This window comes from Klebsiella sp. 141198 (genome assembly GCF_050600785.1).
Lineage (GTDB): Bacteria > Pseudomonadota > Gammaproteobacteria > Enterobacterales > Enterobacteriaceae > Klebsiella > Klebsiella aerogenes.
In genome coordinates this window covers 15,236-39,301 of record NZ_JAQIRM010000011.1, presented here as the reverse complement: position 1 = coordinate 39,301, position 24,066 = coordinate 15,236, and the positions used below count along the sequence as shown (strand labels likewise).

22 protein-coding genes are annotated in these 24,066 nt (G+C 55.6%); 2 read left to right on the top strand and 20 right to left on the bottom strand.

Annotation, left to right across the window (positions count from 1 at the left end; genetic code table 11):
• Positions 1–7: 7 nt before the first annotated feature.
• The 13 genes from PGR10_RS24720 to PGR10_RS24660 all read right to left on the bottom strand — a co-directional run bounded on the left by PGR10_RS24720 (position 8) and on the right by PGR10_RS24660 (position 14,276).
• Positions 8–1,108, bottom strand: coding sequence for a glycosyltransferase family 4 protein (locus PGR10_RS24720; RefSeq protein ID WP_045361643.1), 1,101 nt, complete (start codon positions 1,106–1,108; stop codon positions 8–10).
• Positions 1,105–2,319 carry a glycosyltransferase family 4 protein gene (locus tag PGR10_RS24715; RefSeq protein WP_430924267.1) on the bottom strand — a complete coding sequence of 405 codons (1,215 nt, stop codon included), beginning with the start codon at positions 2,317–2,319 and terminating at the stop codon, positions 1,105–1,107. The genes PGR10_RS24720 and PGR10_RS24715 overlap by 4 nt, the downstream gene beginning before the upstream one ends.
• The gene (locus PGR10_RS24710) at positions 2,300–3,325 is read right to left on the bottom strand and encodes a glycosyltransferase family 2 protein (RefSeq protein ID WP_045391122.1); all 1,026 of its coding nucleotides are present in this window, start codon (positions 3,323–3,325) and stop codon (positions 2,300–2,302) included. The genes PGR10_RS24715 and PGR10_RS24710 overlap by 20 nt, the downstream gene beginning before the upstream one ends.
• Positions 3,318–4,700, bottom strand: coding sequence for a capsular biosynthesis protein (locus PGR10_RS24705; RefSeq protein WP_113374936.1), 1,383 nt, complete (start codon positions 4,698–4,700; stop codon positions 3,318–3,320). The genes PGR10_RS24710 and PGR10_RS24705 overlap by 8 nt, the downstream gene beginning before the upstream one ends.
• The gene (locus PGR10_RS24700) at positions 4,691–5,908 is read right to left on the bottom strand and encodes a lipopolysaccharide biosynthesis protein (protein ID WP_430924266.1); all 1,218 of its coding nucleotides are present in this window, start codon (positions 5,906–5,908) and stop codon (positions 4,691–4,693) included. Before PGR10_RS24700 ends, PGR10_RS24705 begins: the two co-directional genes overlap by 10 nt.
• 5 nt (positions 5,909–5,913) lie before the next feature.
• On the bottom strand, positions 5,914–8,001 hold the full coding sequence (locus tag PGR10_RS24695; protein WP_087859118.1) for a GumC family protein: 2,088 nt from the start codon (positions 7,999–8,001) through the stop codon (positions 5,914–5,916).
• Between the two features lies 1 nt (position 8,002).
• On the bottom strand, positions 8,003–8,557 hold the full coding sequence (locus PGR10_RS24690) for a polysaccharide biosynthesis/export family protein (RefSeq protein ID WP_032707499.1): 555 nt from the start codon (positions 8,555–8,557) through the stop codon (positions 8,003–8,005).
• Positions 8,554–9,840, bottom strand: a complete 1,287-nt coding sequence (locus PGR10_RS24685) for an outer membrane beta-barrel protein (RefSeq protein ID WP_430924265.1) — start codon at positions 9,838–9,840, stop codon at positions 8,554–8,556. The genes PGR10_RS24690 and PGR10_RS24685 overlap by 4 nt, the downstream gene beginning before the upstream one ends.
• On the bottom strand, positions 9,830–11,233 hold the full coding sequence (locus PGR10_RS24680) for an undecaprenyl-phosphate glucose phosphotransferase (RefSeq protein WP_087859120.1): 1,404 nt from the start codon (positions 11,231–11,233) through the stop codon (positions 9,830–9,832). The genes PGR10_RS24685 and PGR10_RS24680 overlap by 11 nt, the downstream gene beginning before the upstream one ends.
• Positions 11,234–11,604: 371 nt before the next feature.
• A complete protein-coding gene (locus PGR10_RS24675; RefSeq protein ID WP_087859121.1) occupies positions 11,605–11,817 on the bottom strand; it encodes a DUF1471 domain-containing protein in 213 nt (70 codons plus the stop codon).
• 157 nt (positions 11,818–11,974) lie between these two features.
• A complete protein-coding gene (locus PGR10_RS24670; protein WP_045391102.1) occupies positions 11,975–12,391 on the bottom strand; it encodes an SRPBCC family protein in 417 nt (138 codons plus the stop codon).
• A 32-nt stretch (positions 12,392–12,423) separates the two neighbouring features.
• Positions 12,424–13,221 carry an SDR family NAD(P)-dependent oxidoreductase gene (locus PGR10_RS24665; RefSeq protein WP_430924264.1) on the bottom strand — a complete coding sequence of 266 codons (798 nt, stop codon included), beginning with the start codon at positions 13,219–13,221 and terminating at the stop codon, positions 12,424–12,426.
• A 44-nt stretch (positions 13,222–13,265) separates the two neighbouring features.
• Positions 13,266–14,276, bottom strand: coding sequence for an aldo/keto reductase (locus tag PGR10_RS24660; RefSeq protein WP_348854097.1), 1,011 nt, complete (start codon positions 14,274–14,276; stop codon positions 13,266–13,268).
• Between the two features lie 150 nt (positions 14,277–14,426).
• Between PGR10_RS24660 and PGR10_RS24655 the strand changes: the two genes are divergently transcribed.
• Both PGR10_RS24655 and PGR10_RS24650 read left to right on the top strand, forming a co-directional pair.
• Positions 14,427–15,320 (top strand): LysR substrate-binding domain-containing protein, encoded by an 894-nt coding sequence (locus PGR10_RS24655; protein ID WP_015368059.1) that lies wholly within the window; start codon positions 14,427–14,429, stop codon positions 15,318–15,320.
• Positions 15,321–15,428: 108 nt separating this feature from the next.
• Positions 15,429–15,797: a hypothetical protein gene (locus PGR10_RS24650; RefSeq protein ID WP_395226752.1), complete on the top strand. Its 369-nt coding sequence runs from the start codon at positions 15,429–15,431 to the stop codon at positions 15,795–15,797.
• A gap of 1 nt (position 15,798) precedes the next feature.
• On the opposite strand, the gene csiR is transcribed toward PGR10_RS24650, so the two are convergent.
• From csiR to PGR10_RS24615, 7 genes are all read right to left on the bottom strand, one after another.
• Positions 15,799–16,491 (bottom strand): DNA-binding transcriptional regulator CsiR, encoded by a 693-nt coding sequence (gene csiR / locus PGR10_RS24645; RefSeq protein WP_087859126.1) that lies wholly within the window; start codon positions 16,489–16,491, stop codon positions 15,799–15,801.
• Between the two features lie 45 nt (positions 16,492–16,536).
• Positions 16,537–17,937, bottom strand: coding sequence for a GABA permease (gabP, locus tag PGR10_RS24640; protein ID WP_015704496.1), 1,401 nt, complete (start codon positions 17,935–17,937; stop codon positions 16,537–16,539).
• A 113-nt stretch (positions 17,938–18,050) separates the two neighbouring features.
• A complete protein-coding gene (gene gabT / locus PGR10_RS24635; protein WP_430924262.1) occupies positions 18,051–19,334 on the bottom strand; it encodes a 4-aminobutyrate--2-oxoglutarate transaminase in 1,284 nt (427 codons plus the stop codon).
• A 14-nt stretch (positions 19,335–19,348) separates the two neighbouring features.
• Entirely contained in the window at positions 19,349–20,797 is a 1,449-nt protein-coding gene (gene gabD, locus PGR10_RS24630) for an NADP-dependent succinate-semialdehyde dehydrogenase (RefSeq protein ID WP_113374944.1), read from the bottom strand.
• A gap of 22 nt (positions 20,798–20,819) precedes the next feature.
• Positions 20,820–22,088, bottom strand: coding sequence for an L-2-hydroxyglutarate oxidase (lhgO, locus tag PGR10_RS24625; RefSeq protein ID WP_015704497.1), 1,269 nt, complete (start codon positions 22,086–22,088; stop codon positions 20,820–20,822).
• A 27-nt stretch (positions 22,089–22,115) separates the two neighbouring features.
• The gene (gene glaH, locus PGR10_RS24620) at positions 22,116–23,093 is read right to left on the bottom strand and encodes a glutarate dioxygenase GlaH (protein WP_430924261.1); all 978 of its coding nucleotides are present in this window, start codon (positions 23,091–23,093) and stop codon (positions 22,116–22,118) included.
• 261 nt (positions 23,094–23,354) lie between these two features.
• Entirely contained in the window at positions 23,355–24,059 is a 705-nt protein-coding gene (locus PGR10_RS24615; RefSeq protein ID WP_047046057.1) for an EAL domain-containing protein, read from the bottom strand.
• Between the last annotated feature and the right edge of the window lie 7 nt (positions 24,060–24,066).

Genomic DNA, 24,066 nt, shown 5'->3' with positions numbered 1-24,066 from the left:
AACCTGCTTACGTTAAGCGCTGATAGACTTGCGCGGTTTGCGCGGCGATTTCCGGCCAGCGGTACTTCGGCATAAACTGGCTGTAATCCGCTTTTTCTCCTGCGACCCATTGTTGCAGTTTCTGCGTCAGAGCCGGAACGTTGCCGACGGGAAAGTAGTCCGCTGGCGGCAGGCCAATTTCAAGGTTGGCCGGAATGTCGCTGACCACCACCGGCAGTGACCACGACATGGCCTCCAGCAGCGCGATCGGCAATCCTTCATGATAAGAGGGCAGCACGAATAGCCCGGCCTGCGAGAACAGCGTATGCAGCGGCGCGCCGCTGATAAAGCCGGTGAGGATGACGTTTGGCGTGGCGGTCGCCTGTTGCTTCAGGCGCTCGCTATATTCATCGGCGTGGTCGGCATCGCCAATGAGCACCAGCGGTACCGAACACCCGGCGGCGGCATAGGCGGCAACGAGATCGTGCAGCCCTTTCTCTTCGACAAAACGGGCCACGGCAACGATATACTGGCCCGGTTTTAGACCGTATTTATCGAGGATCTCCGCCTGCCGATCCGCAGGAGGCAGGTCGGCCTGACGCACGCCGTTGTAGATAACATGGGCGTTATGGCGGCCATGCTTGTGCTTAATCAGATTATTGATGACCTCGGAAATGACGATCACTTCATTGGCGTATTTCACCGCCCATTTTTCGCCAAGGCGCAGCATCTCTTTGGCCATCCGGCCCCATTTCTGCCGATCGTAATCCGGGCCATGATGGGTAAAGACGACGCGTTTTCCCAGCAGACGCAGCAACGGCACCACCAGGCCGGGGCCGACGGCGTGAACGTGAACCACGTTGGAGCCGTCGAATAAGGTACTGAACGCCGCCAGCGCCGAGTGAATAATAGCCTCGAATTTACGGCTTTTCGGCGCCCACAGACTCTTGAGTTTAACGCCCTGATATTCGCTGCGTCGGTAGTTCACATAGGGCGAGCGGGCGATCACGCAAACTTCCGCGCTGCCCTGGCGATAGATTTCCGGGTATAAATTCTGGCAGTGCGTTTCCACGCCGCCCTGCACATCGGGGATCCCGCGAGTGCCTAATACCGTGACGTTGATGGTCATTTTTTCTCCCCGACAAGTTGCTGATAAAGCGCCTGCAGCTCCTGCATGTGGCGGGCGAGATCGTATTTTTCTTCCAGCCGCCGGCGGGCGTTAATTCCCATACTGCGGGCCAGTTCAGGGTCCGCAGCCAGTTTGTCCATCAGTTGCGCCAGCGCATCGCTATTGCCGGGCTCAACCAGATAGCCGTCGACGCTGTCACGGATCTGTTCCGGGATACCGCCAATATTGCCGCCGATCACCGGGCGGCCAAATGCCATGGCTTCGAGCACCGACATGGAGCAGTTTTCATAATATTCAGAGGGGACCACTACCGCGCGGGCCCCGCGAATGAGGTTATTCAGCTCCTCGCCGTGTTTCATATAGCCGAGGAACTGCGGTCCGCTGAAACGCGCGCGCAGGTCTGCGCCCAATGGGCCGTCGCCGACAATCTTAAGCGGCATCGCCTCCTGCATTTTTTGCTGCGCCTGCGCCAGCGTCGGTACGCCTTTTTCCCGGCTCAGGCGGCCAATATAGAGAAAATAGTCGCCTGCGGTTTCGCCGGGCACGGTGTTGTTGGCATCAATACCGTTGACGATCACTTCAATGCGGGCGTCGGGCAGCTTACGCAGCAGGGTCTGGCGCATAAACTCGCTCGGGGCGATGATACAGTCGAGCATGGCGTAATTTTGGGCGAATTTCTGCCAGTAGGCTTCCAACGATAGCAGCAGGCTTTTGAAAGTATCGCCCTGCTGGCAGCGGTGACGAAAAGCGTTAATCACCGACCCGGTGAGACACTCTTCGCAGATATGACCATCGCGCAGCATGGTGTAGGAAGGGCAGACGATTTTGTAATCGTGGGCGGTGAGTACCGTTTTGCAGCCAAAGCGTTTCGCCACGCCGATAACGGCAGGCGTAAGTTGATGATAGATATTATGAAAATGAACAATATCCGGCCGCTCGCGCAACAAAAGCGTGTTGAGCTTCGTGCAAGCCTCGGCATTATAAATAAAGTCCACCCCGGCTTTGATTTTGCTCATCAGGCCGTGACTGTCGTGATAATCGACGTTATGGACGAAAAATTCCTCCCACGGCGACGGTTTATTTTCCGCGTGCTGCATGCTGAAGTCGACCACCTGGTAGCCGGCTTGCAGCATCGCGTCGCGCTCCTGAAAATAAACGGTTTCCGCGCCGCCTTTGATAAAGAAGAATTTGTTAACGAAGAGAATTTTCATTTTCAGTATCAATATGCTGTGGATTCGAGACGGTCACCGCCGGGCGTTTCATCGGATCGCGCACTGAATTAATCACCCCGCGCAGCAGCCCCGCTGAAAATAGCGATAAGTTAATCGCGCTCTGCACGCCATCGCGCAGCGATTTATTTTTAATGGCCTTCAGAGCGATAAACGCCAGCAGCGGCAGCAGGGCGATGGCGATAACCTTGCCATTGAAGGTCAGTAGACAAATCAGTAAAACCAGCAGATAGAGGGTGAAGATCAGCTCATTACGTACAATCCGCAGCGCCGCCGGGAAATGGGCTTTACCCCAGCAGTTACGGAGCAACTCGCCCGGCGCCCACAGAAAGCCGTTCTTCCAACGGTAGGCCAGCATTTTAAAGGTTGGCATGGTGTAAGAGGCGTGGCTAAAGTAGGGCGCCGCCAGGCGATGCAGCTTGTAACCTGCTGCCTGTAAACGAATACCCAGCTCCGCTTCTTCGTAGCCGTGCAGGTTGAGGTTGGTCAGATAGCCGATTTTCTCGATCGCTTCACGGCGATACAGGCCGCCGCCGCCCAGATGATCGGTGTCGCCCTGCGGATAGATCAGGTGCAGGCGCTGCTTGCGCGATTTGAACTCATAGTTAGAGGCATCATCCATCTCGACGCTGCCGGCGACTCCCGCGTACTCCGGATGTGTCTCCAGGAATTCGACCGCGGTATCCAGAAAGCCCGGCTCCAGCTCCATATCGCCATCCAGCAGCAGCAAATAATCGCCTTCGCTATACAGCCAGCCCAGCTGGTGGCCGATACCGCAGCAGCGGTCGGCGGCGTTATCCAGACACACCACCATCGCGCCTTTCGCGATAGCCAGTTCGCGGGTGTTATCCGTTGATAAGCTGTCGGCGACGATGATTTGATGCGGGTACGGTTGCAGCTGTTTGCGCACGCTATCGATGGTTTTTTCGATGCCCTGCGCTTCATTCAGAGTCTTGATGCTGACGGTAATTGATGGCGTTTTATTCATAGTGGGTACCGGAGTTAAGACGGACAGCGCGGTGGATGACAATCAGCGCCCCAAGGGATAACCATAATAAAAACTGTAGCATGGGAATGATCATCAGGATCTGGCTGTAGGGCAGGCTGAGCAGACAGCCAATGACAAAAACGTAGAACGCCGGCGCCGAGCTAAGGAGTTGCAGATCCTCAAGCTTGAGATCGTGGCGCGAAAAGGTCTCTTTCGGCCGCATGGCGACCAGTATTGAGGCGATGGTGCCAATGAACAGAATGATGCCGATAATCCCCACTTCCCAAAGCAGCATGCTTAAGGCGGTGGAATCGAGGATCAGGTGATACCAGGCGCCGATATATCCCGGCGAGACGGTACTGCCGCTGTTGGTGGCGTTAAGACCGTAACCAAACAGCATGCCGCCCGGGCCGAACAGTTCGTTATGCTGCAGCCAGAAGAAGAGGGTGGTAAAACGCCCCAGTTCGCCGCTTGGCATAATGTAGTTAGTATCAAAAATATAGCCCAGTGAATCGATAAATACCGATAGCGCGCTTTTGGTCGGGTCGCCGCCGAAGGCCGAGGAATAGTTGGAGGCCAACACGGTAATAGCGACAAAAATTAATAGCGCCATGCCGGCGGCGATGATCAGCAGCGATCGCAGGCTAACTTTACTCACGCCGCTTACGTAGCCGGGCAGGATCCATAGCAGGGCCAGCAGGAACGGCGATAGCAGAATGACGAATTTTACTTCCCCCACTACGCAGAGGAAGAAACCCAGCGCGATGTGGATCACCAGCGATTTAAATGTGCAGATGCCGTGCTTAAACTCCGACACTTTCATGAGCATGATCAGCAGACAGAACATCCCCATCGCCGCGGTGTTGCCGCCGCCCATCGGGTCGCCGCCGAAAGTGCCGACCACCGAGTCCCACTTCTCATCTTCGCCGCGAAACGCCACCCGTTTAGGTACCACGAAAATCACCTGATAGATAGCGACCGGGATCTGCACATAGTAGATCCAGTAGAAAAGCCGCGTCAGACGGTACAGCTGTGATTCACTAAACATGCCCAACAGCATGCAGAACATCAGCAGCGAGAGCGCCAGCTCGTTTTTAAAGCCGACGATGGCGGTGACGATCCCCGACTGCAGTACCGTTGAGACCAGCCCGAGTACGATAAAGGTTAGATACAGCGCCAGTATCAGCTTTTCCCGCCCGGTGAGCGCCAGCGGCTGTGGGCGGCTCTGCATCAGGAGCAGCACCGCCATCACCAGCACCAGAAAAAATGGCAGCCACAGCACGGCTGCGATACCGGTGAAATACTGGACCGTACCGCAGAACACCAGCGTCATCAGGGCATAGGCTTCGAGATAGCGGCCGGTGTTTAGCTGCATATTTTCTGCTCCTGCAGCGAAAGCGTTTTCGCCCGCTGATTCATTTTGAGCAAAATGAACAAGTAACGCGCGAAGGTCAGGAACGAGAAGGCCAGCAGGGCGATTTCATAACTGACGCCAAAGTACGGCAAGGCGATGAAGGCGATGACGATAATCAGCAACTGCTCAATCTGAATACGCAAAAAGTAGCGCCGGGAGCCGAAGATCAGTTCGATCACCGTCAGCGGGCTGACCGCCAGCGCGGCGAACAGATAAGGCAGCATGTAGCGCGAGGTGGGGATCGAATTCAGCCACTCCTCGCTAAAGCCAAGGCGCATCACCAGCGGATAGAAAATCCAGATACCAAGGATGCATACCGCGGCGGCGCCCAGCAGCAGCAGGCGAACCTTTTTATATTCCGGATAGTTAAAGGTGTGGTTGCGAAAATCCATCGACCATTTAGAAAAGATGGAGTTGCGCACGGCGTTACCGATAATCATCACCGGCGACAGGCAGAAACGGCTGACTACCGAAAAGTAGCCGGCGACCAGCGGCGAGAACCAGATGTTAATCAGCATGGTCGGCAGGTTATTACTGGCCATCGCCAGCACCTCGGCGCTGCCGACGCGGCTAATATGCTGCCAGTGCTCGCGTAAAAAACGCAGATTCGTGGCAATCGAAAAGTGGCGCAGCGTTAAGCTTTTGAAGTTAAACAGGCGAATCAGGCAGGCGATCAATAGCAGCAGGATCCCGACCATCCACGCCAGATAAAACAGCGTTGGGTTGGGCATCACCAGCAGCGCAATGGCCACCACCAGCGACACCGCAATGCGCTGGAAAGTCAGGAAAGGATAGTTGCCGCCGCGCAGGGAAAGGTTTTCCGCCACCAGCACCAGCGCATAGCCAAAAGTCAGCAAATAGAGAAACGCAATGTTAAGTTCGAAGATAAGCCCGGTAATGACCGCCCAGGGGAGGGCCATCATCAGGCTCTGCAGCAGGCAGAACACCACGTTCTGCCCAAGCTCGTGATCCTCCTGACGGGGGATTAGCAACTGCGAGGCAAAGGTACAAACCTGCGCGCCGATCAGCACATTGCTGTAGATCATCGCGTAATGGCCGACCTCCGCCATCCCGTAGCGATGAGAGATAAGCCAGACCGAAAAGGCGCCGATCAGCTGTGAAAGCACCGATGAACTGGCGATGGATGAAATACTCTTAATCAGATTCATAGGCGCTATTTCGGAGCAATGAGTTCGCGCATCTGGCGCTCAAGCAGGCGTTTACCTTCCTGCGTTTCCAGATGTTCTTCGCGCACCTGGTTGAGCACGCTTGCCACCCGGCGATTGCCCGCACTCTGCAGACGTTGTTCCGCTTTGCGGATCCGCGGAGCCAGTTCGCCGGCCTTAACCACCAGCAGAGTCATATCGCTTTGTGCCGCCAGCAGCAGACTATCCTGCGCCTGATTGAGCGCCGGAGCGTCGATGATTAGCGTATCGTAAGTCTGATGCAACGTTGTCAGCAGCGCCGGCAGGCGTTCAGAGGTGAGCAACAGCAGCGAAGAGTCGTTGAGTTTGCCGCGTGGCATAAAGTCCAGTTGATCATCCAGTTTGACGACGGACTGCTCCGGCATGCACTCGCCGTTCAGCAATTGACTAACGCCTTGTTTATGTTGCGGAAATTTGGCCGATAATCCCTGAGTGGCCAGGTAGTCGAGGTCAATCAGCAGCGTTTTACGCGATTTGCTGGCTGAGCAAGCCAGCAGTTCGGCAATAAACGAACTGCCGGAACGGGATTGCACCGAAGTCACCAGGATGGTGGCGGGTTTATCGCGCTGATTGAGCAACGCCAGCCGTAGGCTGTGGATCATATCGGCGTAGAGCACGTTATGGAAAATCTGCTGCGCATTTTCCAGATGCGTCAGGAGCGGAAATTCGCCGCTGGCCTCGAGGGCGGTTTTCGCTTTGAGCTCGCTGAGGCTATTCACCGTTTTATCCAGCGCGGTACTGACTATCAGGTACATGATATACAGCGCCAGCGCCATCATGGTAATCATCACGATTAACAGGCCGCGCTGGGGTTTAGACGGGCGGTCCGGCGGCACGGCGGCGTCGTAAATGACTTCATCCGGTACCGAGAAGGTCTCCGACAATTTCTGCTCGTTAGCGCGCTGGTACAGCGACTTATAAAGCTCTTCGGTTTTATTCAGCGCGGTGGTCATGGTGTTGTACTGGTCGCGCTTGGCGCCGAGCGCCTGGAAATCGGCCTTCTGATCGTTGAGCATTTTTTGGTAGTGCTGCTCATCGTCGAGGGCGATTTGATACTGCTGGCGCAGGCCGTTAAACAGCTCGCCCAGTACCTGGCCGAGCTGGGCATTCACCGCCTGTAGCTGCGCCTGGGCCTGCAGATATTTCGGATGCTGCGGGCCGTAGTGTTTGGCCGCTTCGGAAAGATTGCGCCGCGTCTGGATGAGCGCAATGCGTAAATCCTGCACCTGCGGATGACCGGAGATTTCCGGCAGCGAGATAATCTGTTCTACCGGTTTACCCTGCTGGCGACGGACCTTGTCCCATACCGTCTGCGCTTTCAGGCGGCGCTGGGTGGCGTCGGCCAGATGGTTAATCACAATCCCCAGCCGCTCGGTCTCATAACCATCCATGCTGCGGAAGGTTAGTAATCCGTTCTGCTTGAGGAAGTTATCGATGTCTGCCTTCTGCTGATCCATTTTGGTTTTCAGGTCGTCCATCATTTTTTCGTTCCAGCCCTGCGCCTGAAGCAAGGTATTTTGCTTCTGCTGCAGACTGTAATCGATGAATGCCTGGGCGACGCCGTTGGCGATATCGGCGGCTTTCTGCGGTGATTTCGCTTCCATCGACACGGCAACCAGTTGGGTGGTGCGCACGCCGGAAATGGTCAGGCTTTTTTGCAGCGCCTGAATAGCATTATTAATACGCGCGGTTTCGTCGAGATTATCGCCGCCGTTAAATTCGCTATCCTGCTCCAGCTTTAATTTGCGCACCGCGGCATCGAGCACCACTCGCGATCCCATTAACGCGTACTTGGTCTCGTAGTAATCGCTGCGCGTGGAGTCGTAGTTTTCCAGCCGCGGTAGGGGAGAGACGTCCTGCGACTGCGCTTTGAACAGCACGGTAGCGGTCGCCGTGTAGCTGGAGGACATAAAGCGCGTCAGAATAAACGATGCCACGGCGGCGACAATCACCACCGCCAGGCACCAGATAAGCTTGTGCTTAATTTTGTTGAAATAAGGCGTGAAGTCGATAAAGCCTTCTTTCTTTTTCGCGTTTTCGACCAGTGAAATTGCCATATCAGAAGAAACTCATGCCAATAATGATGGTATCTCCTGCCTGCACGGCGGAGTCGGCGGCGACATTTTCCAGCAGCCTTCCGCCGCGGGCCTGTCGAATTTGAATATCATGACGGTCGGCGCGGTCGGTGAAACCGCCGGCCAGGGCAATGGCTTTTTCCGCCGTTAAACCCGGCTCCCAGGCATATCCATCCGGTTTTTTCACTTCGCCGAGCAGATAAACTTTGCGGTATTCGGCGATGCTCACCGTGACCATCGGCGCCTGTAGGTAGTTACCGCGCAGTTTATCGGCGATTTCATTACTCACCTGTTCAGGCGTTTTGCCTTTTAACAGCAGCGATCCGATATAGGGGTAATCAATGCTGCCGCTATTATCGATTTTTACCCGCATCGTCAGATCCTGCTCCCCGGAGACTGCAATATTGACTTCATCGCCCTGGTCCAAAAGGTAGACGGCGTCCGGCGGCGTTTTAATGGTCTGCGGCGGCGTCGAACAGCCCGCCAGCAGTAGCGCCAGCAGCGGAAGCATCACCAGTGTCCTGTTTAAAAAGGTCATAGTTGTACCTGCGTCATAAAAATAATGGCCGAATCGTCGTAGCCCAGGGTGCGGTCAACCGCATGCGAGTAGTCCGGGCCAATATAAAAAGTGTCCGTATCTTTATTTGAGTGCATGGTGTTCCATTGCAGCTTCAGCTTAAAGTTAACCGATGGTCGGAAATCATAGTTAAAGGTCAGCGACAGCAGATTAGACTTATCTTTGCGCTTATTGCTCTGATGCTTATAGTCTTCGGTGATATATGAATAATCGACCAGAGTTGAGAAACGATCCACCAGCCAGTGATGTTCATAGCCGACGCCGAAATTTGACACCAGGATATAGCCGCCGGAGTCGGTGGGGTCCTTGATGCGCTGAGAACTGTGTAGGTTAACTTTCATTTGTTCCAGCGGTTTCCAGTCGGCGTTGATATCCCAGTTCAAGCCGTTAAAACCCTGTGAGTCCGGGTTATGGATAAAGTCTTTGTAGAGCCAGGCGACGTTACCGTTAATCTCCGTTTTACCCGACAGGCGATTCTTCATGCCGAACAGCAGGTAATACTCATTGCTGTCTTTTAACGGGTTCAGCTCGTAGCGGCGCTGGTTGGTGATAAAGCTATAGCGATAGCGCAGCGTTTTAGCTTTCTGGTCGAACAGTTCGGCCACCAGGCTGTTTTCATGCCACTCCTGATCGTGCATGTAATAGTTAAAGTCATCGCTGGCGTCTTTGATGCTGTCGAGGTCGCGAAAACGCAACTGTTTATGCAGTAGCGCGACTTCAACTTTACCGCGACCTTCCGGCGCGCCGTAGCTGTAACGAAGCTCGCTATTAAAGAAGCGGGTGCCGATCGGTTTGTTGATGCCAAACTCTTTAAACTGCTCGGGCAAAAAGCCTTCGGTGGTGTCGCGGCCGCGCTCTTCATGACCCAGCGTCTCATCGAGATCCAATGACAGCCCGTGCATGCTGCCAAATCGCCATTTGCCGTTAAACATAAAAAAATGGTTATTGCGATTATCCGCGCTATCGTTGCCATAGTTGCGGTAATCGCCGGAATACATCAACAGGTAGCGGTCTTCATAACGTTCGCCGATGGCTTTGACGATAGGTTTAATATTCTGGTAGCTGGAACCGATTTTATTTTGGTCGTAGCGCTGCCAGGTCACGTTGTCATCGTAACCGATGTCATAACCCAACTGGCTCTCGAAATCGATGCCGACAACCCCGGTATGCGGTTTTGCCTGCAGGTCGGCGTGTGCGTAAGGCACAGACAGCAAACCGGCCAGAACGGCGAACCTAGAACGCATTTTTGCCAACAAAGCCCCGGAAGAAAGTCAAAAAGACGATTTTGAGATCGAGGAACAGCGACCAGGACTGGATGTAGGCCAGGTCGTACTGAATTCGCTTCTCCATTTTGTCCAGCGTATCGGTCTCGCCGCGGAAGCCGTTAATCTGCGCAAGCCCCGTGATCCCTGGTTTAACCTTATGGCGAATCATGTAGTTCTCCACCAGCACGCGATACTGCTCGTTATGCGCCACCGCGTGCGGGCGCGGACCGACGATCGACATCCGCCCCTGTAGCACGTTGAAAAACTGCGGCAGTTCATCCAGTGAGGTTTTACGCAAAAAAGCGCCGAATTTGGTGATACGCGGATCGTTGCGGGTCGCCTGAGTGACCACGGCGCTATTTTCCATGACCCGCATGGTCCTGAATTTCCATACTTCTATTTGCTTGCCGTTGAGGCCATAACGATTCTGTTTAAATAAAATCGGCCCCGGCGAGGTGAGCTTGATACCAATCGCCACGAACAGCATCGCCGGCAGGCTAATTAAGGTAAAGAAAGAGCCGAGAATGATATCTTCAATACGCTTGATGATCGCCCCTTCGCCATCAAAAGGCGAAGTGAAGATACTGATAGTCTGCAGATTGCCGAACATGCGCAACTGGGAAATATGCGAGCTGTAAGAGAATAGATCCGGTACCAGGAATACATCGACGGTTGTGTCAGAGAATTCATTAAGAAACTGCTTAATACGCTGCTGCGCAACCATGGGGAGCGCGATGTAAATTTCATCAACGCCGCCTGTTTTCGCCAGAGCCAGCAGATCGCGCGAGTTGCCTTTTCTTTCAATACTCATCAGTCGGCTATCGCGCTGGTTGTTGCGATCTTCAAAATAGCTGATGATGATGCCGCGCTGTGAGTACTCTTTTTGTAAAGCCTGCTCGATGGCCAGGCCCGCAGGCGTAATACCAAGAATCGCCACCCGTAACACCGAGTTAAACAGATAATGCGCGGTGATTGCCCGCACCACAAAGACAATTAAAAATATAAATATCGAACACTTAGCCAAACTGACGGCCAGCGGGATAAAATTAACTACAGATTGTGCGTTAATTAACCACTCGGCAACGACAAAAAATAAAAATGAAACAATACTACTTAGGCATACGCTTAATATAAGTGCGGCTGATTTTGTGAAATAGTGGCCTTTAAATTGTCCGGAATACAGTTGGAAATACTCATTAATTCTTATGAATACTAATGAATAGATAATGCCAACGAGCGCGGAAGCGGTAGAGGGTTCAGTGTAAAAATATTTTAAATAGATAAAAATCAAAATGTTGACGGTGAGGAAATCCAGTAGTTTTATCAACTTGCTATAACGGGAGTGATAAATTTTTATATTGTTATCTGCCATTTTTTGCTCGTTTAAAATGAGTTATTTAAACATCGTTATGCTATTTTTTTAAACTAACTGGAAAGCCTGATAATCATTCACATTTGCAATAAATGGTTATCAATCATCATTGTAGACTATGAGTTGGGTAGTGTCGACAAATCTCAGTTTAAAAATAAAACTGTTTTTTAATGTTCTTTATACGAGTTATTTAAGCGGGAAAGAGGGGGATTAATACCGAAGGATTAATTGTTGTTGAGCGTAAACGTAGAGTGGAATTCAGGGTGAAGGACTAATTGCAGGTGAAACAACCGGAGTCTGGAGAGTGAGAATTCTTAGCCCCCGGCCAACTCAAGATGCTGAGTTGCCGGGGCTCTGAAGAGTACCCGACTTTACTTGTACAGTTCCGCGCTCATCGTCACCTTATTCCCCATATGGGCGCTGGTGATTTTATAATCACTCGCATTCAGTTCTTTCGCTTTTTTGGCAATCACCGCTTCAGCGGAGTCAAGCGTATTACCGGTCGCAGTGACGCTATGCGCGGAAGCGGTAAAGGCAAAAAGTGAAAGTGCGGCTGCGGAAAAAATAGTCGATACGGTTTTCATGTTCATAATCCTGGTAAGTTGTTTCGTTAACGTCGCCCGTTGCAACGTGATGGCGTAAAGGATATGCCCCGCCCGTTGTCTGAAAAAGACGGCAACGGGCAATAGACTTTTCTTCTTTTGTTCATAAAAGGAATGGCCTGGCCATTCCTGGCAACAATCAGGCGCTAAAGTTATTCTTCAACGCCTGCAGGCCGTCGCGATAAATACCGCTGAACAGCGCTTCGGCATCCGCGTCGCTGACGTTAACCGGCGTGAAGCTGCCGGACCACTCAACGCGGGTGATATTGCTATCGGCAGTGGCCACTACCGCGATCGTGGAGAGGTAATCCACAACCGGGAACGGCGCCTGGATTATCGAGTAGCTATAGCTGCGCTGGCGGTTATCAAACGCCTCCAGACGTTCAATGACCGTGCCGCCATCGGAAGTGGTCAGCGTACGCACGCGTCCTCCTTCGCTCACTACGCTTTTCGGGATGAACGGCAGCCAGTCGGGCAGCGAGTCAAAGCCGCCCATCAGTTGCCAGACCTGGTCGACAGAAGCCGGGATTTCGATAGATACAGTAGTATTAGCCATTTTATTTCTCTCTTTATGTCAGATAATTAGAATTACATTGCCAGGGTGTCGACGACGCCGCCATCGACGCGTAGCGCAGCGCCGGTAGTGGCCGACGAGAGCGGCGAGGCGAGATACACCGCCAGGTTCGCCACTTCGTCGACGTCCGCCGCCCGCTGGATAATCGAGCTTGGGCGCGCGGTCTTCACAAATTCATCAGCCTGTTCACGCGGGCTGCGGCCAGACTGCGCGGCGGCCTCCGCCAGCATCTCCTGCAAACCTTCAGTGAAGGTGGGGCCAGGTAGAATGGCGTTAACGGTGACGCCGGTACCGGCGAGCCGTTTCGCCAGCCCGTGGGAGACCGCGAGATTGGCGCTTTTGGTCACGCCGTAATTGATCATGTCGGCAGGAATCGCGACGCCGGATTCCGAGGAGACGAAAATAATGCGTCCCCAGCCGTTATCGATCATCCCCTGCGCGTAGTGGCGCGACAGCCGCACGCCGGAAAGCACGTTGACGTTATAAAAGTGCATCCACTCGCTATCCGGTACGCTAAAGAAATCTTTATCGTTAAAGATGCCGAGGTTGTTAACCACCACATCAGCACGCGGCTCGGCGGCGAGCAGCGCGCTGACGCCCTCCTCGGTGCTGAGGTCGGCGACCACCCCGCGCAGCTGCGCATCCGGGAGTTCGGCATTAATCGCCGCCATGGCGGTATCAACACCGCGGCGTTGACGGCCGACGATGACCACGGTCGCGCCCGCCTGAGCAAGGCCTTTAGCGATGCCAAGCCCGATGCCGGAAGTGGAGCCGCTCACCACGGCGACTTTATGAGTTAGATCCAGTTTCATGGTGTCTCTCTTGTTTTAAGAGGGGCCCTGTGGCCCCGCTAAAATTAACGAATCGGCAGCGGCGCGTTATCCGCCACCAGATTCTGGCTGCGCATCTCTTCCCAGAAAGCGGCTGGGATGGTTGATTTCAGCGCGGCCAGATCTTCCGCCATACGGCCCGGACGGCTGGAGCCTGGGATCACGGCGGCCACCGCCGGATGAGCCAGGGCAAACTGCAGCGCCGCGGCTTTCACATCCACCTGATGACGGGCGGCAATGGCCTTGATCTGCGCCACCTGCTGGTGGATCGCCGCAGAGGCTTTCTGGTATTCGAAGTGTTCACCGCCGGCGAGAACGCCCGAGCTGTAAGGGCCGCCGACAACGATATCGACATTCTGTTCCAGCGCTTCCGGCATCAGGCGCTGCAGGGCGCGTTTGTGGTCCAGCAGCGAGTAGCGGCCAGCCAGCAGGAACGCATCCGGCTTCGGTTCGTCGAGCGCTAAGGTCAATTCGCAAGGTTCGACACGGTTCACGCCCAGCCCCCATGCCTTAATTACGCCTTCTTCACGCAGGCGGGTCAGCGCGCGGAAGGCGCCGGTACGGGCGATGTTGAACTGTTCCAGCCAGCTGTCCCCGTAGAAATCCTGCGCCGGATCGTGGATCCATACGATGTCGAGATGGTCGGTTTTCAGCCGTTTTAAACTGTCTTCAATAGAACGCAGGGTGGCGTCGGCCGAGTAATCGTTGAGGATTTTGTTCTTCAGGCCGTATTCGAAAAGACCGCCTTTCTCACCGAAATCACGCGTAGCCGGGTCTTCCATTTCATCAAGCATGATGCGGCCGACTTTGCTGCTCAGAACGAACTGGTCGCGAGGGTATTGCGAGAGCGCTTCGCCCATCCGGATTTCAGAAAGACCGGACCCGTACAGCGGAGCGGTATCGAAGTAACGAACGCCCAGATCCCAGGCGGCGGCGACGGTGGCGTGCGCCTCGTCTTCCGGGATGTTGCGGAACATGTTACCCAGCGGCGCGCCGCCTAAACCGATGTTGCCTGGTAGAATATGTTTGATGCTCATCTAAGATGTCCTCGATATTGGGTTCCCGTTTTGGGAAGGGTTCTGTGCGGGCGATTTGTGCTGTCGTCCTGTGACGGAGATCACAATACCTTGCGGTGTTATGACTTGATAGGACATAATTCGTCTGACTTAAGTCCTTTGAGGTCTCATATGATTGATTTACGCCAGTTGAAGTACTTTGTGGTGGTAGCGGAAGAGGAGCATGTTGGCCGTGCCGCCGAACGCTTACATATTTCGCAGTCGCCGCTCAGCCGCCAGATAGCCCAGCTGGAGGAGCGCCTTGGGCTCATGCTGTTTGAACGTAACCAGCAGCGTATTCGCCTGACGGCGGACGGGCAGACGTTTTTGGCCGAAACGCGCTCGTTGCTGACCCATGCCAACCGTCTCGAATCATTAGGTAAACGACTGGGGCGCGGCGAAGATGGCGGGTTGTGTATCGGTTATATCGAAAACGCCATGCACTCCGGCGTGCTTTCTACCGCACTGCGCACCCTACGAACGTCTCGCCCGGACGTGCATATCGCGCTGTATAGCCAGCCGCCAGCCACGCAGATTGAGGGCCTGCGCCAGCGCAGTCTGGACTTCTCGCTGGTGGACATGCCGCCTTCGGCGGGCGAACAGGATCTGGAGTATACCCAGGTGCTTGATGACCGGATGCTGCTGGCTTTGCCGCAGAATCATCCGCTGGCCGCTGCGGAAAACTTGCAGCCGGCGCAGCTGGCCGATCAGCAGTGGATCGCGGTTATCCATAACGACGATGCCCATTCGCGCGATGATTTTGTCGCCGCCTGCGTGCGTGCGGGCTTTAATCCTGATATTCGTCTGGAAGCCGGAGAGCCATTAACGGCCCTGGGGCTGGTGGCGGCGGGACTGGGCGTGGCGCTGATCCAGCACAGCCTGCGGCATAACGCCCCTGAGGGGGTCGTGCTGCGGGAAATTCCGTGGATGAGCTATTCGACCCAGCTGTGGGCGGTATGGCACAAAGCCAACCAGCGCCCGCTGGTGATGCACTTTCGCGAAGTGCTACGCGGCGAGAATAATTAGGAATATTCCTGGAATAGGACGTGGCGGCACGAAAATCCGCCGCGCTCCCTGCCTGCGCAGCCAATTCATGTTACCGTCAAATATTGACCCTAAAACTATAAGACCTTCATGAAATTTTTATTATCTATCAGTTTATTAAGCTGCTTCCTTTCTCCGGCTTTCGCCGGCACAGCGGTAAAATTATCCTGCTCTTTACGCAAAAACGTGACCATCTCGCGTTTCCATTACCAGCTATCGACCATGAAGTGGGGCGACCATTTCCAGGTCGCTTCCGGCATGCGTCAGGCGCAGACCAAAAATCATATTCCCTATCGGGTAACCAGCTTTCGTAACGGCGACGATCTGGTCTTTTTCCCGGACAGTCAGGAGTACTTTTTCTTCTACTCGGGAATGGCGACGCCGGACCGCTGCGTGGTGGAGGAACACTACGAGTATCCGGTCACGCAGCTGCCGTATTATAAAAAGCCCGCCACCTGAATCAGGTCTGCTGCGTCTGCAGTTTGCCGGCCATCGCCTGTTGGATAATCGGGATGGGGGTAAGTAAGTGCTCGCGCATGAGCGCGCTGGCTCGCTCGGCGTCGCGCGCCAGGATGGCTTCCAGCAGCGTCTGGTGCTGGACATGTTTATCTTCCAGCATTTCTACCGACAGCACGGTGGTGCGTAGCCAGATGAAGCGGTAGCGCGCCGCCAGATCGAACAGCCGTTCGCGCATCTGCAGTAAATACTGCGAACCACAGCCGGCGACAATGGCGGTATGAAACGCCTGATGGCGCTGATCCCATTCATCGAGTAAGCGCTCACTGGCTTCGCTGGATTCCAGCTTATTAAGCAGATGCGCGCGGGCCAGCAGCTCGGCTTCCCACTCATCGCCACCGCGCTCAATGGCGAGGCGCACCAGCATGGCTTCCATATTGGCGCGGGCATCGAAGATATCGAGGAGTTCCGCCTCGGACATCGAGGCGACACGATAGCCTTTTTGGTTGACCACCGTCACCAGCCGCTCGGCCACCAGCTGCGAGAGCGCTTCCCGCAGCGGCCCGACGCCAAGCTCATAGCGCGACGTCAGCAGGCTCATACGCAGTTTTTCATCAGGCTGATAAACGCCGCGGATGATGTCGTTCTTCAACCAGCGGTATCCATCAATGGCCGTCGCTTGGGGAATGGCGGTCATAGTCTTGCTCCTGAATACATTTCCCGGCCTGCGCCGGGAACAGGGTTAACGCGTATTTTGTAGCGGCAGTTTTTGCCACAATAGCAGCTTTTTCCAGCGCGACATAATCGGCACCGTACAGATGATAGCGATCGCCAGCGCGCCGGTGGAAATGACCTCCAGCTGCTGCGCCGGACGGAACAGCATCACCACCAGTACGAAGGTGATAAAGGCGATAACCAGCCAGGTGAGCCACGGATAGAGCCACATCTTAAGGCGAATTTCACCGCCTTTCGCCAGCAGGATTTTGCGCATCCGCAACTGAGATACGGCAATGACCAGATAGACCAGCAGGGCGATGGCGCCGGAGCTATCGATGAGGAATTTAAAGACTTTCGCCGGGGCATAGTAGTTCACCACCACGGTTAAGAAGGCCGCGCCGGTGGAGAGCAGCACCGCCACATACGGCGTTTTACTGCGGTTGGTTTTGCCCATTATAGCTGGCGCATCGCCGCGGCGGCTCAGGGAATAGAGCATTCGCGAAGCGGTATACAGCGCCGAGTTCAGGCAACTGGTCACCGACAGCAGGATCACGCCGTCCATAATCAGCTTGGCGTAGGGGATATGCAGTAACTCCAGTACCGAACGGTATGAACCGACGTTCTTCAGCCCCGGCATGTTCCACGGGATCAGCGAGACGACCACGAAAATGGAGCACAGATAGAAGATAGAGATGCGCCAGATAACGGAATTTGTGGCGCGAACAATATGTTTATCCGGCGTATCCGATTCGGCGGCGGCAATGGTGACTATCTCCGCGCCCATAAATGAGAACATGGTAATGAGCATCGCGCTGAGCACCGCGCCGAAGCCGTTAGGCATAAAGCCGCCGTGATCCCACAGGCGCGAAATCCCGCTCACTTCGGCATAGGGATAGAAGCCGGTGATGGCCACCGCGCCCAGCACGATAAAGGCCAGAATGGCGATAACCTTACAGATAGCCAGCCAGAACTCGAATTCGCCGTAGTTCTTGACGCTCAGCAGATTACTGCCGGTGAGGGCGAGGGTGATGACCAGCGAGAATAGCCATACCGGTACGCCGGGGATCCATGAGTTGAGAATAATGGCGGCGATATTGGCTTCCAGGGGGATAACCAGGACCCAAAACCACCAGTACAGCCAGCCGATGGTATAACCCGCCCAGCGGCCGATCGCTTTGTCGGCGTAGGTCGAAAAGGAGCCCGTATCCGGGGTGGCGACGGCCATTTCGGCCAGCATACGCATAATCATCACCACCAATAGCCCGGCGAACAGGTAGGAGAGCAGCACCGCCGGGCCCGCTTCGGCAATGGCGACGCTGGAACCGACAAACAAACTTGCGCCGATAACGCCGGCAATAGATAACATGGTGACGTGGCGTGATTTCAGCCCGCCCCCTAAATCATGTGATTGCGACAGTTGCCCCATCATTAACCCCTTTTATTGTTTTTTGGCGCCGTTTGCCGGATGGCGGTTGCGCCCAATCCGGCCGACAGGCAACCGGACGGGGCGCGTGAGCGTCGCCATCCGGTGCAGGAGTGTTAGCCTTGTTTAGCTTCGTTAAAACAGTCGGCGATAATCTTCAGTCCCTGCGCGATCTGCGCATCTTCGATAGTCAGCGGCACCAGAATACGCAGCACGTTGTAGTACGGCCCGCAGGAGAGCAGGATCAGGCCTTTATCCCGCGCGCGGGCGACGATATCCGCCGTCAGTTTGGCGTTGGGTTTGCTGTGATCGCCCTCTTCAAAGAGCTCAATGGCGATCATCGCCCCCAGGCCGCGGACGTCGCCGATTTCGCGATGTGTTTCGGCGATATTGAGCAGGCCTTTACGCAGCTTGTCGCCGAGCTGATTGGCTTTTTCCAACAGGTTTTCCTGTTCGAAAACCTTGAGTACCGCCAGCGCGGCGGCGCAGGCAATTGGGTTGCCGGCATAGGTGCCGCCCAATCCGCCCGGCGCGATGGCGTCCATGACTTCCGCCCGTCCGGTGACGCCCGCCAGCGGGAAACCGCCGGCGATGGATTTGGCAAAGGTGGTGATATCCGGCGCCACTCCCATCTGCTCCATCGCGAACAGCGTGCCGGTACGGCCCGCGCCGCTCTGGACTTCATCGGCGATCAGCATGATGCCGTGCTCATCACACAGCGCGCGCAGGCGTTGCATAAAGTCCGGGGAGGCGGCGTAGAAACCGCCTTCGCCCTGGACGGGTTCAATGACGATAGCGGCGATATCTTCCGGCGCGGCGTCATTTTTGAAGATGCGATGGATGCTGGCGATCGCGTCATCATCGCTGATGCCGTGCAGCGCGCACGGGTAGAGCGCGCGATAGACGTGGCCCGGCATTAACCCCATACCCGCGGAGTAAGGGTTCACTTTACCGGTTAACGACAGGGTGTAATGGGTACGGCCATGATAGGCGCCGGTAAAGGCGATGGTGCCGCTACGCCCGGTCGCCGCGCGGGCGATTTTGACCGCGTTTTCCACCGCTTCCGAACCGGTGGTCACCAGCAGGGTTTTCTTGGCGAAATCGCCGGGCACTTTCTGGTTCATCATTTCGCAAAGCTGCAGGTAGGGCTCGTAGGCCAGCACCTGGAAGCAGGTGTGGGTCAGCTTCTTCAACTGGCCTTCCACCGCGGCGATCACCTCAGGGTGCAGGTGGCCGGTATTTAACACCGCGATACCGCCGGCGAAATCGAGATATTCACGGCCTTCAACGTCCCATACCCGGCAGTTCTCCGCACGGTCGGCAAAGATAGGGTGAATCTGTCCGACGCCGCGCGGCACCGCGTCGCTACGGCGCTGCATTAACGCTTTATTGCTGGTCATGTCCTGCTCTCCTGTTAAAGGCCGATACACATATATTTGATTTCTAAATAATCTTCGATGCCGTACTTCGAACCTTCACGGCCCAGACCGGAGGCTTTAATGCCGCCGAACGGCGCGACTTCGTTGGAGATAATGCCGGTATTGATACCAACGATGCCGTACTCCAGCGCTTCGCCGACGCGGAAGACGCGGCTCAGGTCGCGGGCGTAGAAATAGGCGGCGAGGCCGAATTCGGTATCGTTGGCCTGGGCAATCACATCGGCTTCATCTTTAAAGCGGAACAGCGGCGCCAGCGGGCCGAAGGTCTCTTCTTTCGCCACTTTGGCGCTGCTCGGGACGTTGACCAGGATGGTGGGCTGGAAGAAGTTGCCGCCCAGCGCGTGCGGTTTGCCGCCGGTGACGATGCGCGCGCCTTTCGCAAGGGCGTCGGCAATATGTTCTTCGACCTTAGCTACCGCTTTATCATCGATCAGCGGGCCGGTGGTGACGCCGTCCTGCAGGCCGTCGCCGATATGCAGTTTTTCCACCGCCTGCTGCAGTTTTTCAGCGAAACGGTCATAGACGCCGTCCTGCACATACAGTCGGTTGGCGCAGACGCAGGTCTGCCCGGCGTTGCGGAACTTCGACGCCAGCGCCCCTTCGACGGCTTTATCGAGGTCGGCGTCGTCAAAGACGATAAACGGCGCGTTGCCGCCGAGTTCTAACGACACTTTTTTGATGTCTTTCGCACACTGCTCCATCAGCTGGCGGCCAATTTCGGTCGAGCCGGTGAAGGAGAGCTTGCGTACCAGCGGGTTGCTGGTCAGTTCGTTGCCGACGGCCCCGGCGGAACCGGTGACCACGTTAAATACCCCGGCGGGAATACCGGCGCGATTCGCCAGTTCGGCCAGCGCCAGCGCGGAAAACGGCGTCTGGCTCGCCGGTTTCAGGACCATGGTACAGCCGGCGGCCAGCGCCGGGCCCGCTTTACGGGTGATCATCGCCGCCGGGAAGTTCCACGGGGTGATGGCGGCGGTAACGCCGATGGGCTGCTTAATGACGATCAGGCGCTTGTCGGCCTGATGGCCGGGAATGGTATCGCCGTAAATGCGCTTACCTTCTTCGGCGAACCACTCAATAAAGGAGGCGGCGTAGCTGATTTCGCCTTTGGCTTCCGCCAGCGGTTTCCCCTGTTCGAGGGTCATCAGGCGGGCGAGATCGTCCTGGTTCTCCATCATCAGATCGAACCAGCGGCGCAGAAGGGTGGCGCGCTCTTTGGCGGTCAGGGCACGCCAGGCTGGCAGGGCGCGGTTGGCGGCTTCAATCGCTTCGCGGGTTTCGTCGGCGCCCATTTTCGGCACGCTACCCAGCTGCTGGCCGTTGGCGGGGTTGGTCACCGCAATCACGTCGCCGTTTTGCGCATCGCGCCACTGGCCATCAATTAGCGCCTGCTGGCGAAACAGAGTTGCATCTTTAAGTTGCATAATCGCTTCCTGTCTTAAGGGGTTAACGAGTAAAAGCGGCGTGTAGTGTCTCCACGCTACGTGCCGCACGCAGCGTGCGTCCGGGATTGCTCTGGCTTGCCAGCAGGGTTTGCACCTTGCTGACGATGTGCGCGCCGATCGGGATAGCCGACGTGGCCGCCGGCGACGGCGCGTTACAGGTGTGGATGGAACGCGCGGTAGTGACAAAGAGGAAATCGTCGATCAGCTTGCCCTGCGGCGATACCGCCTGTGCCCGCACGCCGGCAGGCCACGGGCGCAAATCGCTTAATGTCAGGCTGGGGCAGTATTTCTGCACCAGTCGCAGATAGCCGCTTCTGCACAGCGAATTCTTCATTTCGCCAAGCCCGGAGCGCAGGTTGTTTTGCAGTACCCGGCGAATGCCGGGCGAGGTCAGGATCTCAAGGGTATCGGTCAGCGAGATATCGCGCTTGCGATAGCCTTCGCGCTTCAGCGCCAGCACCGCGTTAGGGCCGACGGTGACGCTACCGTCGATCATGCGGGTCAGGTGGACGCCGAGGAACGGCATCGCCGGATCGGGGATCGGATAGATCAGATGATTAACGATCTGGTTGTGCTGCGGCGCCAGTTGGAAATATTCGCCGCGGAACGGGCAGATGATAAAGCCAGGATCGACGCCGATCATTTTCACCAGCCGGTCGGCCATCAGCCCGGAGCAGGTGATCAGCGTCGATGCCTCATATTCGCCGCCCTGGCGGGTGTGGACGACCACGCCGCTGGCGTGCTCTTTCAGGGCGCTGACTTCGGCGTCGTAGACGATCGTTCCACCTTTGGATTCGAAGATCTTCGCCATTGCCGCCGCGACTTCACGATAGCTGACAATGCCGCTCGAAGGAACGAAGATCCCGCCCAGTCCGCTGATGTTCGGCTCGCGTTCGCGCAGCTCGCTCGCGCTCAGCCATTCGCGTTGCAGCCCGTTAGCGGCGGTGCGATCCCACAGCGCGCGCATCCGCTCCATCTCCAGCGGCGAGGTGGCAACCAGCATCTTGCCGCAGACGTCGTAGCGAATCGCATTCTGCTCGCAAAAGGCTTTGGTGGCGCGGTTGCCGGCGAGGCAAAACTGCGCCTTAAGGCTGCCGGGGGTATAGTAAACCCCGGCGTGGATCACTCCGCTGTTGTGGCCGGTCTGATGGCAGGCCGGGCCGGACTCTTTTTCCAGCAGGGCAATGCGGGCGTCCGGGTAAATCTCAATTAACTGCATGGCGGTCGACATGCCGATAATGCCGCCGCCGATAATCACGAAATCATACATCCGCTCAATTCCTTCGCCTGAGAACCCTTATTGATGAGTCTGGTAATGATTCGTGGAATACGCAAAGTAGCCGCGCTGGCGCATCAGTTCGCGACGCAGATCCGGATGCGGCGTAAAGCGGTCGCGACCGTGCAGCCAGAAAAGATTGTTTATCAACAGGAATTTACCCACCGGCACCGGTACGGAAAGAATGTTTTTACTGGTTTCCAGCGCGTCGGAAAGGCGGCTCAGCCAGGTGCCTTCTTCGAAATCTTTCGGCTGCACAAACTGGTCGATATAGCGCATTACCGGGCGACCCTGCTGGTCGACGTCGAAAACCGGATGGAAGACGTCTTTGCTGACGTTTTTGCTCGGCGGCGCGGCCCAGCGCATTGGACGGCGGGCCAGCGGATCGCGGAAGAATTCGTCGAGATGTTCCCAGTCATCGAGATGCAGCAGCAGTGAATTGCCGCCCTGCATATTCTGTTCATCGATCTTCATCATCAGCACGTAGTCGGTAATTTCTTCGACATAGGTACCGTCATTGTGCAGTTCCATCACGCGGTGCGGCTGGCGCAGGTAGCTATCTGAGTTATCGACGTTTTTCACCACGAAGCGGGCGTAATACTGGCCGCTCATGGCATCAAAGTTGGAACGGCCGATCAAATGCGCCACGGCGGTAGCCAGTTTGACCATTTCATCGGCCTGAGAGACGTTGTCAATGCCGATACCGTTGATCAGCAGAGCGCCCTCCGCGCGATTGAGCAGTGTGTTGATCAGCAGCGGCTGCAGCTGGTTGCCGCACAGATCGTCGAGGATCTTGCCGACCTGAAAGCGCAAAAAGGATTTGTATTCCAGCGCCTGCACTGGCCACTGCGCGACTTGTTGCAAAAATTGTGCGGTCGTTTGGGCGGTGAACGTTAGCTCCAGCAGACGCGGCGATTGCGCGGACGGAGCGAAGGAAAAACCGGTGTAGCTGCGGGCCAAATCATCAGCATGAGGTTTTACGGCGGTCAGTGCATTCATCAGAATCATTCCTCGGGTAGAGTCAGAGAGTCGGGGTGATGCTCATTTCGTAGCCATAAATTAAAAATATCTACATTTTTGAAAAATGCGTATGAAATAGCCATATTGTTTAATTTTTGTGATCGCCAGCAACAATAAGTTAACAATATGAAAGGCGAGGACAGACGAGGTGGGAAAAGAAAAATGCCTGAAAATTAATAAGTTGAAGATAGGACGGACAGCCCGGATAGCGGGGGAGTGGATATCCGGGGAAAAGCGGGGTTATTTTTCGACGCTGGCCACTAAGGCTTCAATGGTTTGTTCCCGCCAGAGGAGCCCCTGCAGGGCAAACCACGGCATGTTTTCCAGCCACTGAAGATGAGCTTCGGTTTCAATACCTTCGACGATCACCTGATACTGATTCGCCTGAAAATAGTGCAGGAGTGAGTCCATCAACTGCTGGCCGTTTTTCTTTTCCAGCAGGCTCCATAACAGGTTCTTGTCGGTCTTGATAAAACGAAAGGGTTGCGCCGTCAGGGCGGCGAACCCGGCGTAACCGGCGCCAAAATCATCGAGCCAGAAGGAGTATTTGTCCGTCAGGGCGTCGATGGTCGGGGTGCGTTTCACCAGCGTGTTGGAAAATTCATTAACCTCAAAATGCAGGCAGCCGATGGTTTTCACGCACTCGGCGATAAAATCATCATGCAGCATATGCAGCGTCGACTCGTCGACGTTGAGGGTAACCATGACTTCGTTGTGGCGGAACCACTGCTGATGCTGCCTGACCAGCTCAATCTGTTCGAGCAGGATGCGGGCGCGCAGTGATTCCGATGCCTCACTGAAAAACCGTTCTATATCTTGCGGACTAGCAGGCTCGTGATGAGCAAACCGGGTCAAACATTCAACCGCGATCATTTTGCCTTCGCGGTTGAACATCGGCTGAAATACATAGCGTAACCCGGTCGGTTCGGTGTTGGTCAGCGGCATTTTGCTT

Coding starts and splice junctions, on each gene's coding strand:
- PGR10_RS24720 (WP_045361643.1), bottom strand. CDS start 1,108: ATGACCATCAACGTCACGGTATTAGGCACTCGCGGGATCCCCGATGTG.
- PGR10_RS24715 (WP_430924267.1), bottom strand. CDS start 2,319: ATGAAAATTCTCTTCGTTAACAAATTCTTCTTTATCAAAGGCGGCGCG.
- PGR10_RS24710 (WP_045391122.1), bottom strand. CDS start 3,325: ATGAATAAAACGCCATCAATTACCGTCAGCATCAAGACTCTGAATGAA.
- PGR10_RS24705 (WP_113374936.1), bottom strand. CDS start 4,700: ATGCAGCTAAACACCGGCCGCTATCTCGAAGCCTATGCCCTGATGACG.
- PGR10_RS24700 (WP_430924266.1), bottom strand. CDS start 5,908: ATGAATCTGATTAAGAGTATTTCATCCATCGCCAGTTCATCGGTGCTT.
- PGR10_RS24695 (WP_087859118.1), bottom strand. CDS start 8,001: ATGGCAATTTCACTGGTCGAAAACGCGAAAAAGAAAGAAGGCTTTATC.
- PGR10_RS24690 (WP_032707499.1), bottom strand. CDS start 8,557: ATGACCTTTTTAAACAGGACACTGGTGATGCTTCCGCTGCTGGCGCTA.
- PGR10_RS24685 (WP_430924265.1), bottom strand. CDS start 9,840: ATGCGTTCTAGGTTCGCCGTTCTGGCCGGTTTGCTGTCTGTGCCTTAC.
- PGR10_RS24680 (WP_087859120.1), bottom strand. CDS start 11,233: ATGGCAGATAACAATATAAAAATTTATCACTCCCGTTATAGCAAGTTG.
- PGR10_RS24675 (WP_087859121.1), bottom strand. CDS start 11,817: ATGAAAACCGTATCGACTATTTTTTCCGCAGCCGCACTTTCACTTTTT.
- PGR10_RS24670 (WP_045391102.1), bottom strand. CDS start 12,391: ATGGCTAATACTACTGTATCTATCGAAATCCCGGCTTCTGTCGACCAG.
- PGR10_RS24665 (WP_430924264.1), bottom strand. CDS start 13,221: ATGAAACTGGATCTAACTCATAAAGTCGCCGTGGTGAGCGGCTCCACT.
- PGR10_RS24660 (WP_348854097.1), bottom strand. CDS start 14,276: ATGAGCATCAAACATATTCTACCAGGCAACATCGGTTTAGGCGGCGCG.
- PGR10_RS24655 (WP_015368059.1), top strand. CDS start 14,427: ATGATTGATTTACGCCAGTTGAAGTACTTTGTGGTGGTAGCGGAAGAG.
- PGR10_RS24650 (WP_395226752.1), top strand. CDS start 15,429: ATGAAATTTTTATTATCTATCAGTTTATTAAGCTGCTTCCTTTCTCCG.
- csiR (WP_087859126.1), bottom strand. CDS start 16,491: ATGACCGCCATTCCCCAAGCGACGGCCATTGATGGATACCGCTGGTTG.
- gabP (WP_015704496.1), bottom strand. CDS start 17,937: ATGGGGCAACTGTCGCAATCACATGATTTAGGGGGCGGGCTGAAATCA.
- gabT (WP_430924262.1), bottom strand. CDS start 19,334: ATGACCAGCAATAAAGCGTTAATGCAGCGCCGTAGCGACGCGGTGCCG.
- gabD (WP_113374944.1), bottom strand. CDS start 20,797: ATGCAACTTAAAGATGCAACTCTGTTTCGCCAGCAGGCGCTAATTGAT.
- lhgO (WP_015704497.1), bottom strand. CDS start 22,088: ATGTATGATTTCGTGATTATCGGCGGCGGCATTATCGGCATGTCGACC.
- glaH (WP_430924261.1), bottom strand. CDS start 23,093: ATGAATGCACTGACCGCCGTAAAACCTCATGCTGATGATTTGGCCCGC.
- PGR10_RS24615 (WP_047046057.1), bottom strand. CDS start 24,059: ATGCCGCTGACCAACACCGAACCGACCGGGTTACGCTATGTATTTCAG.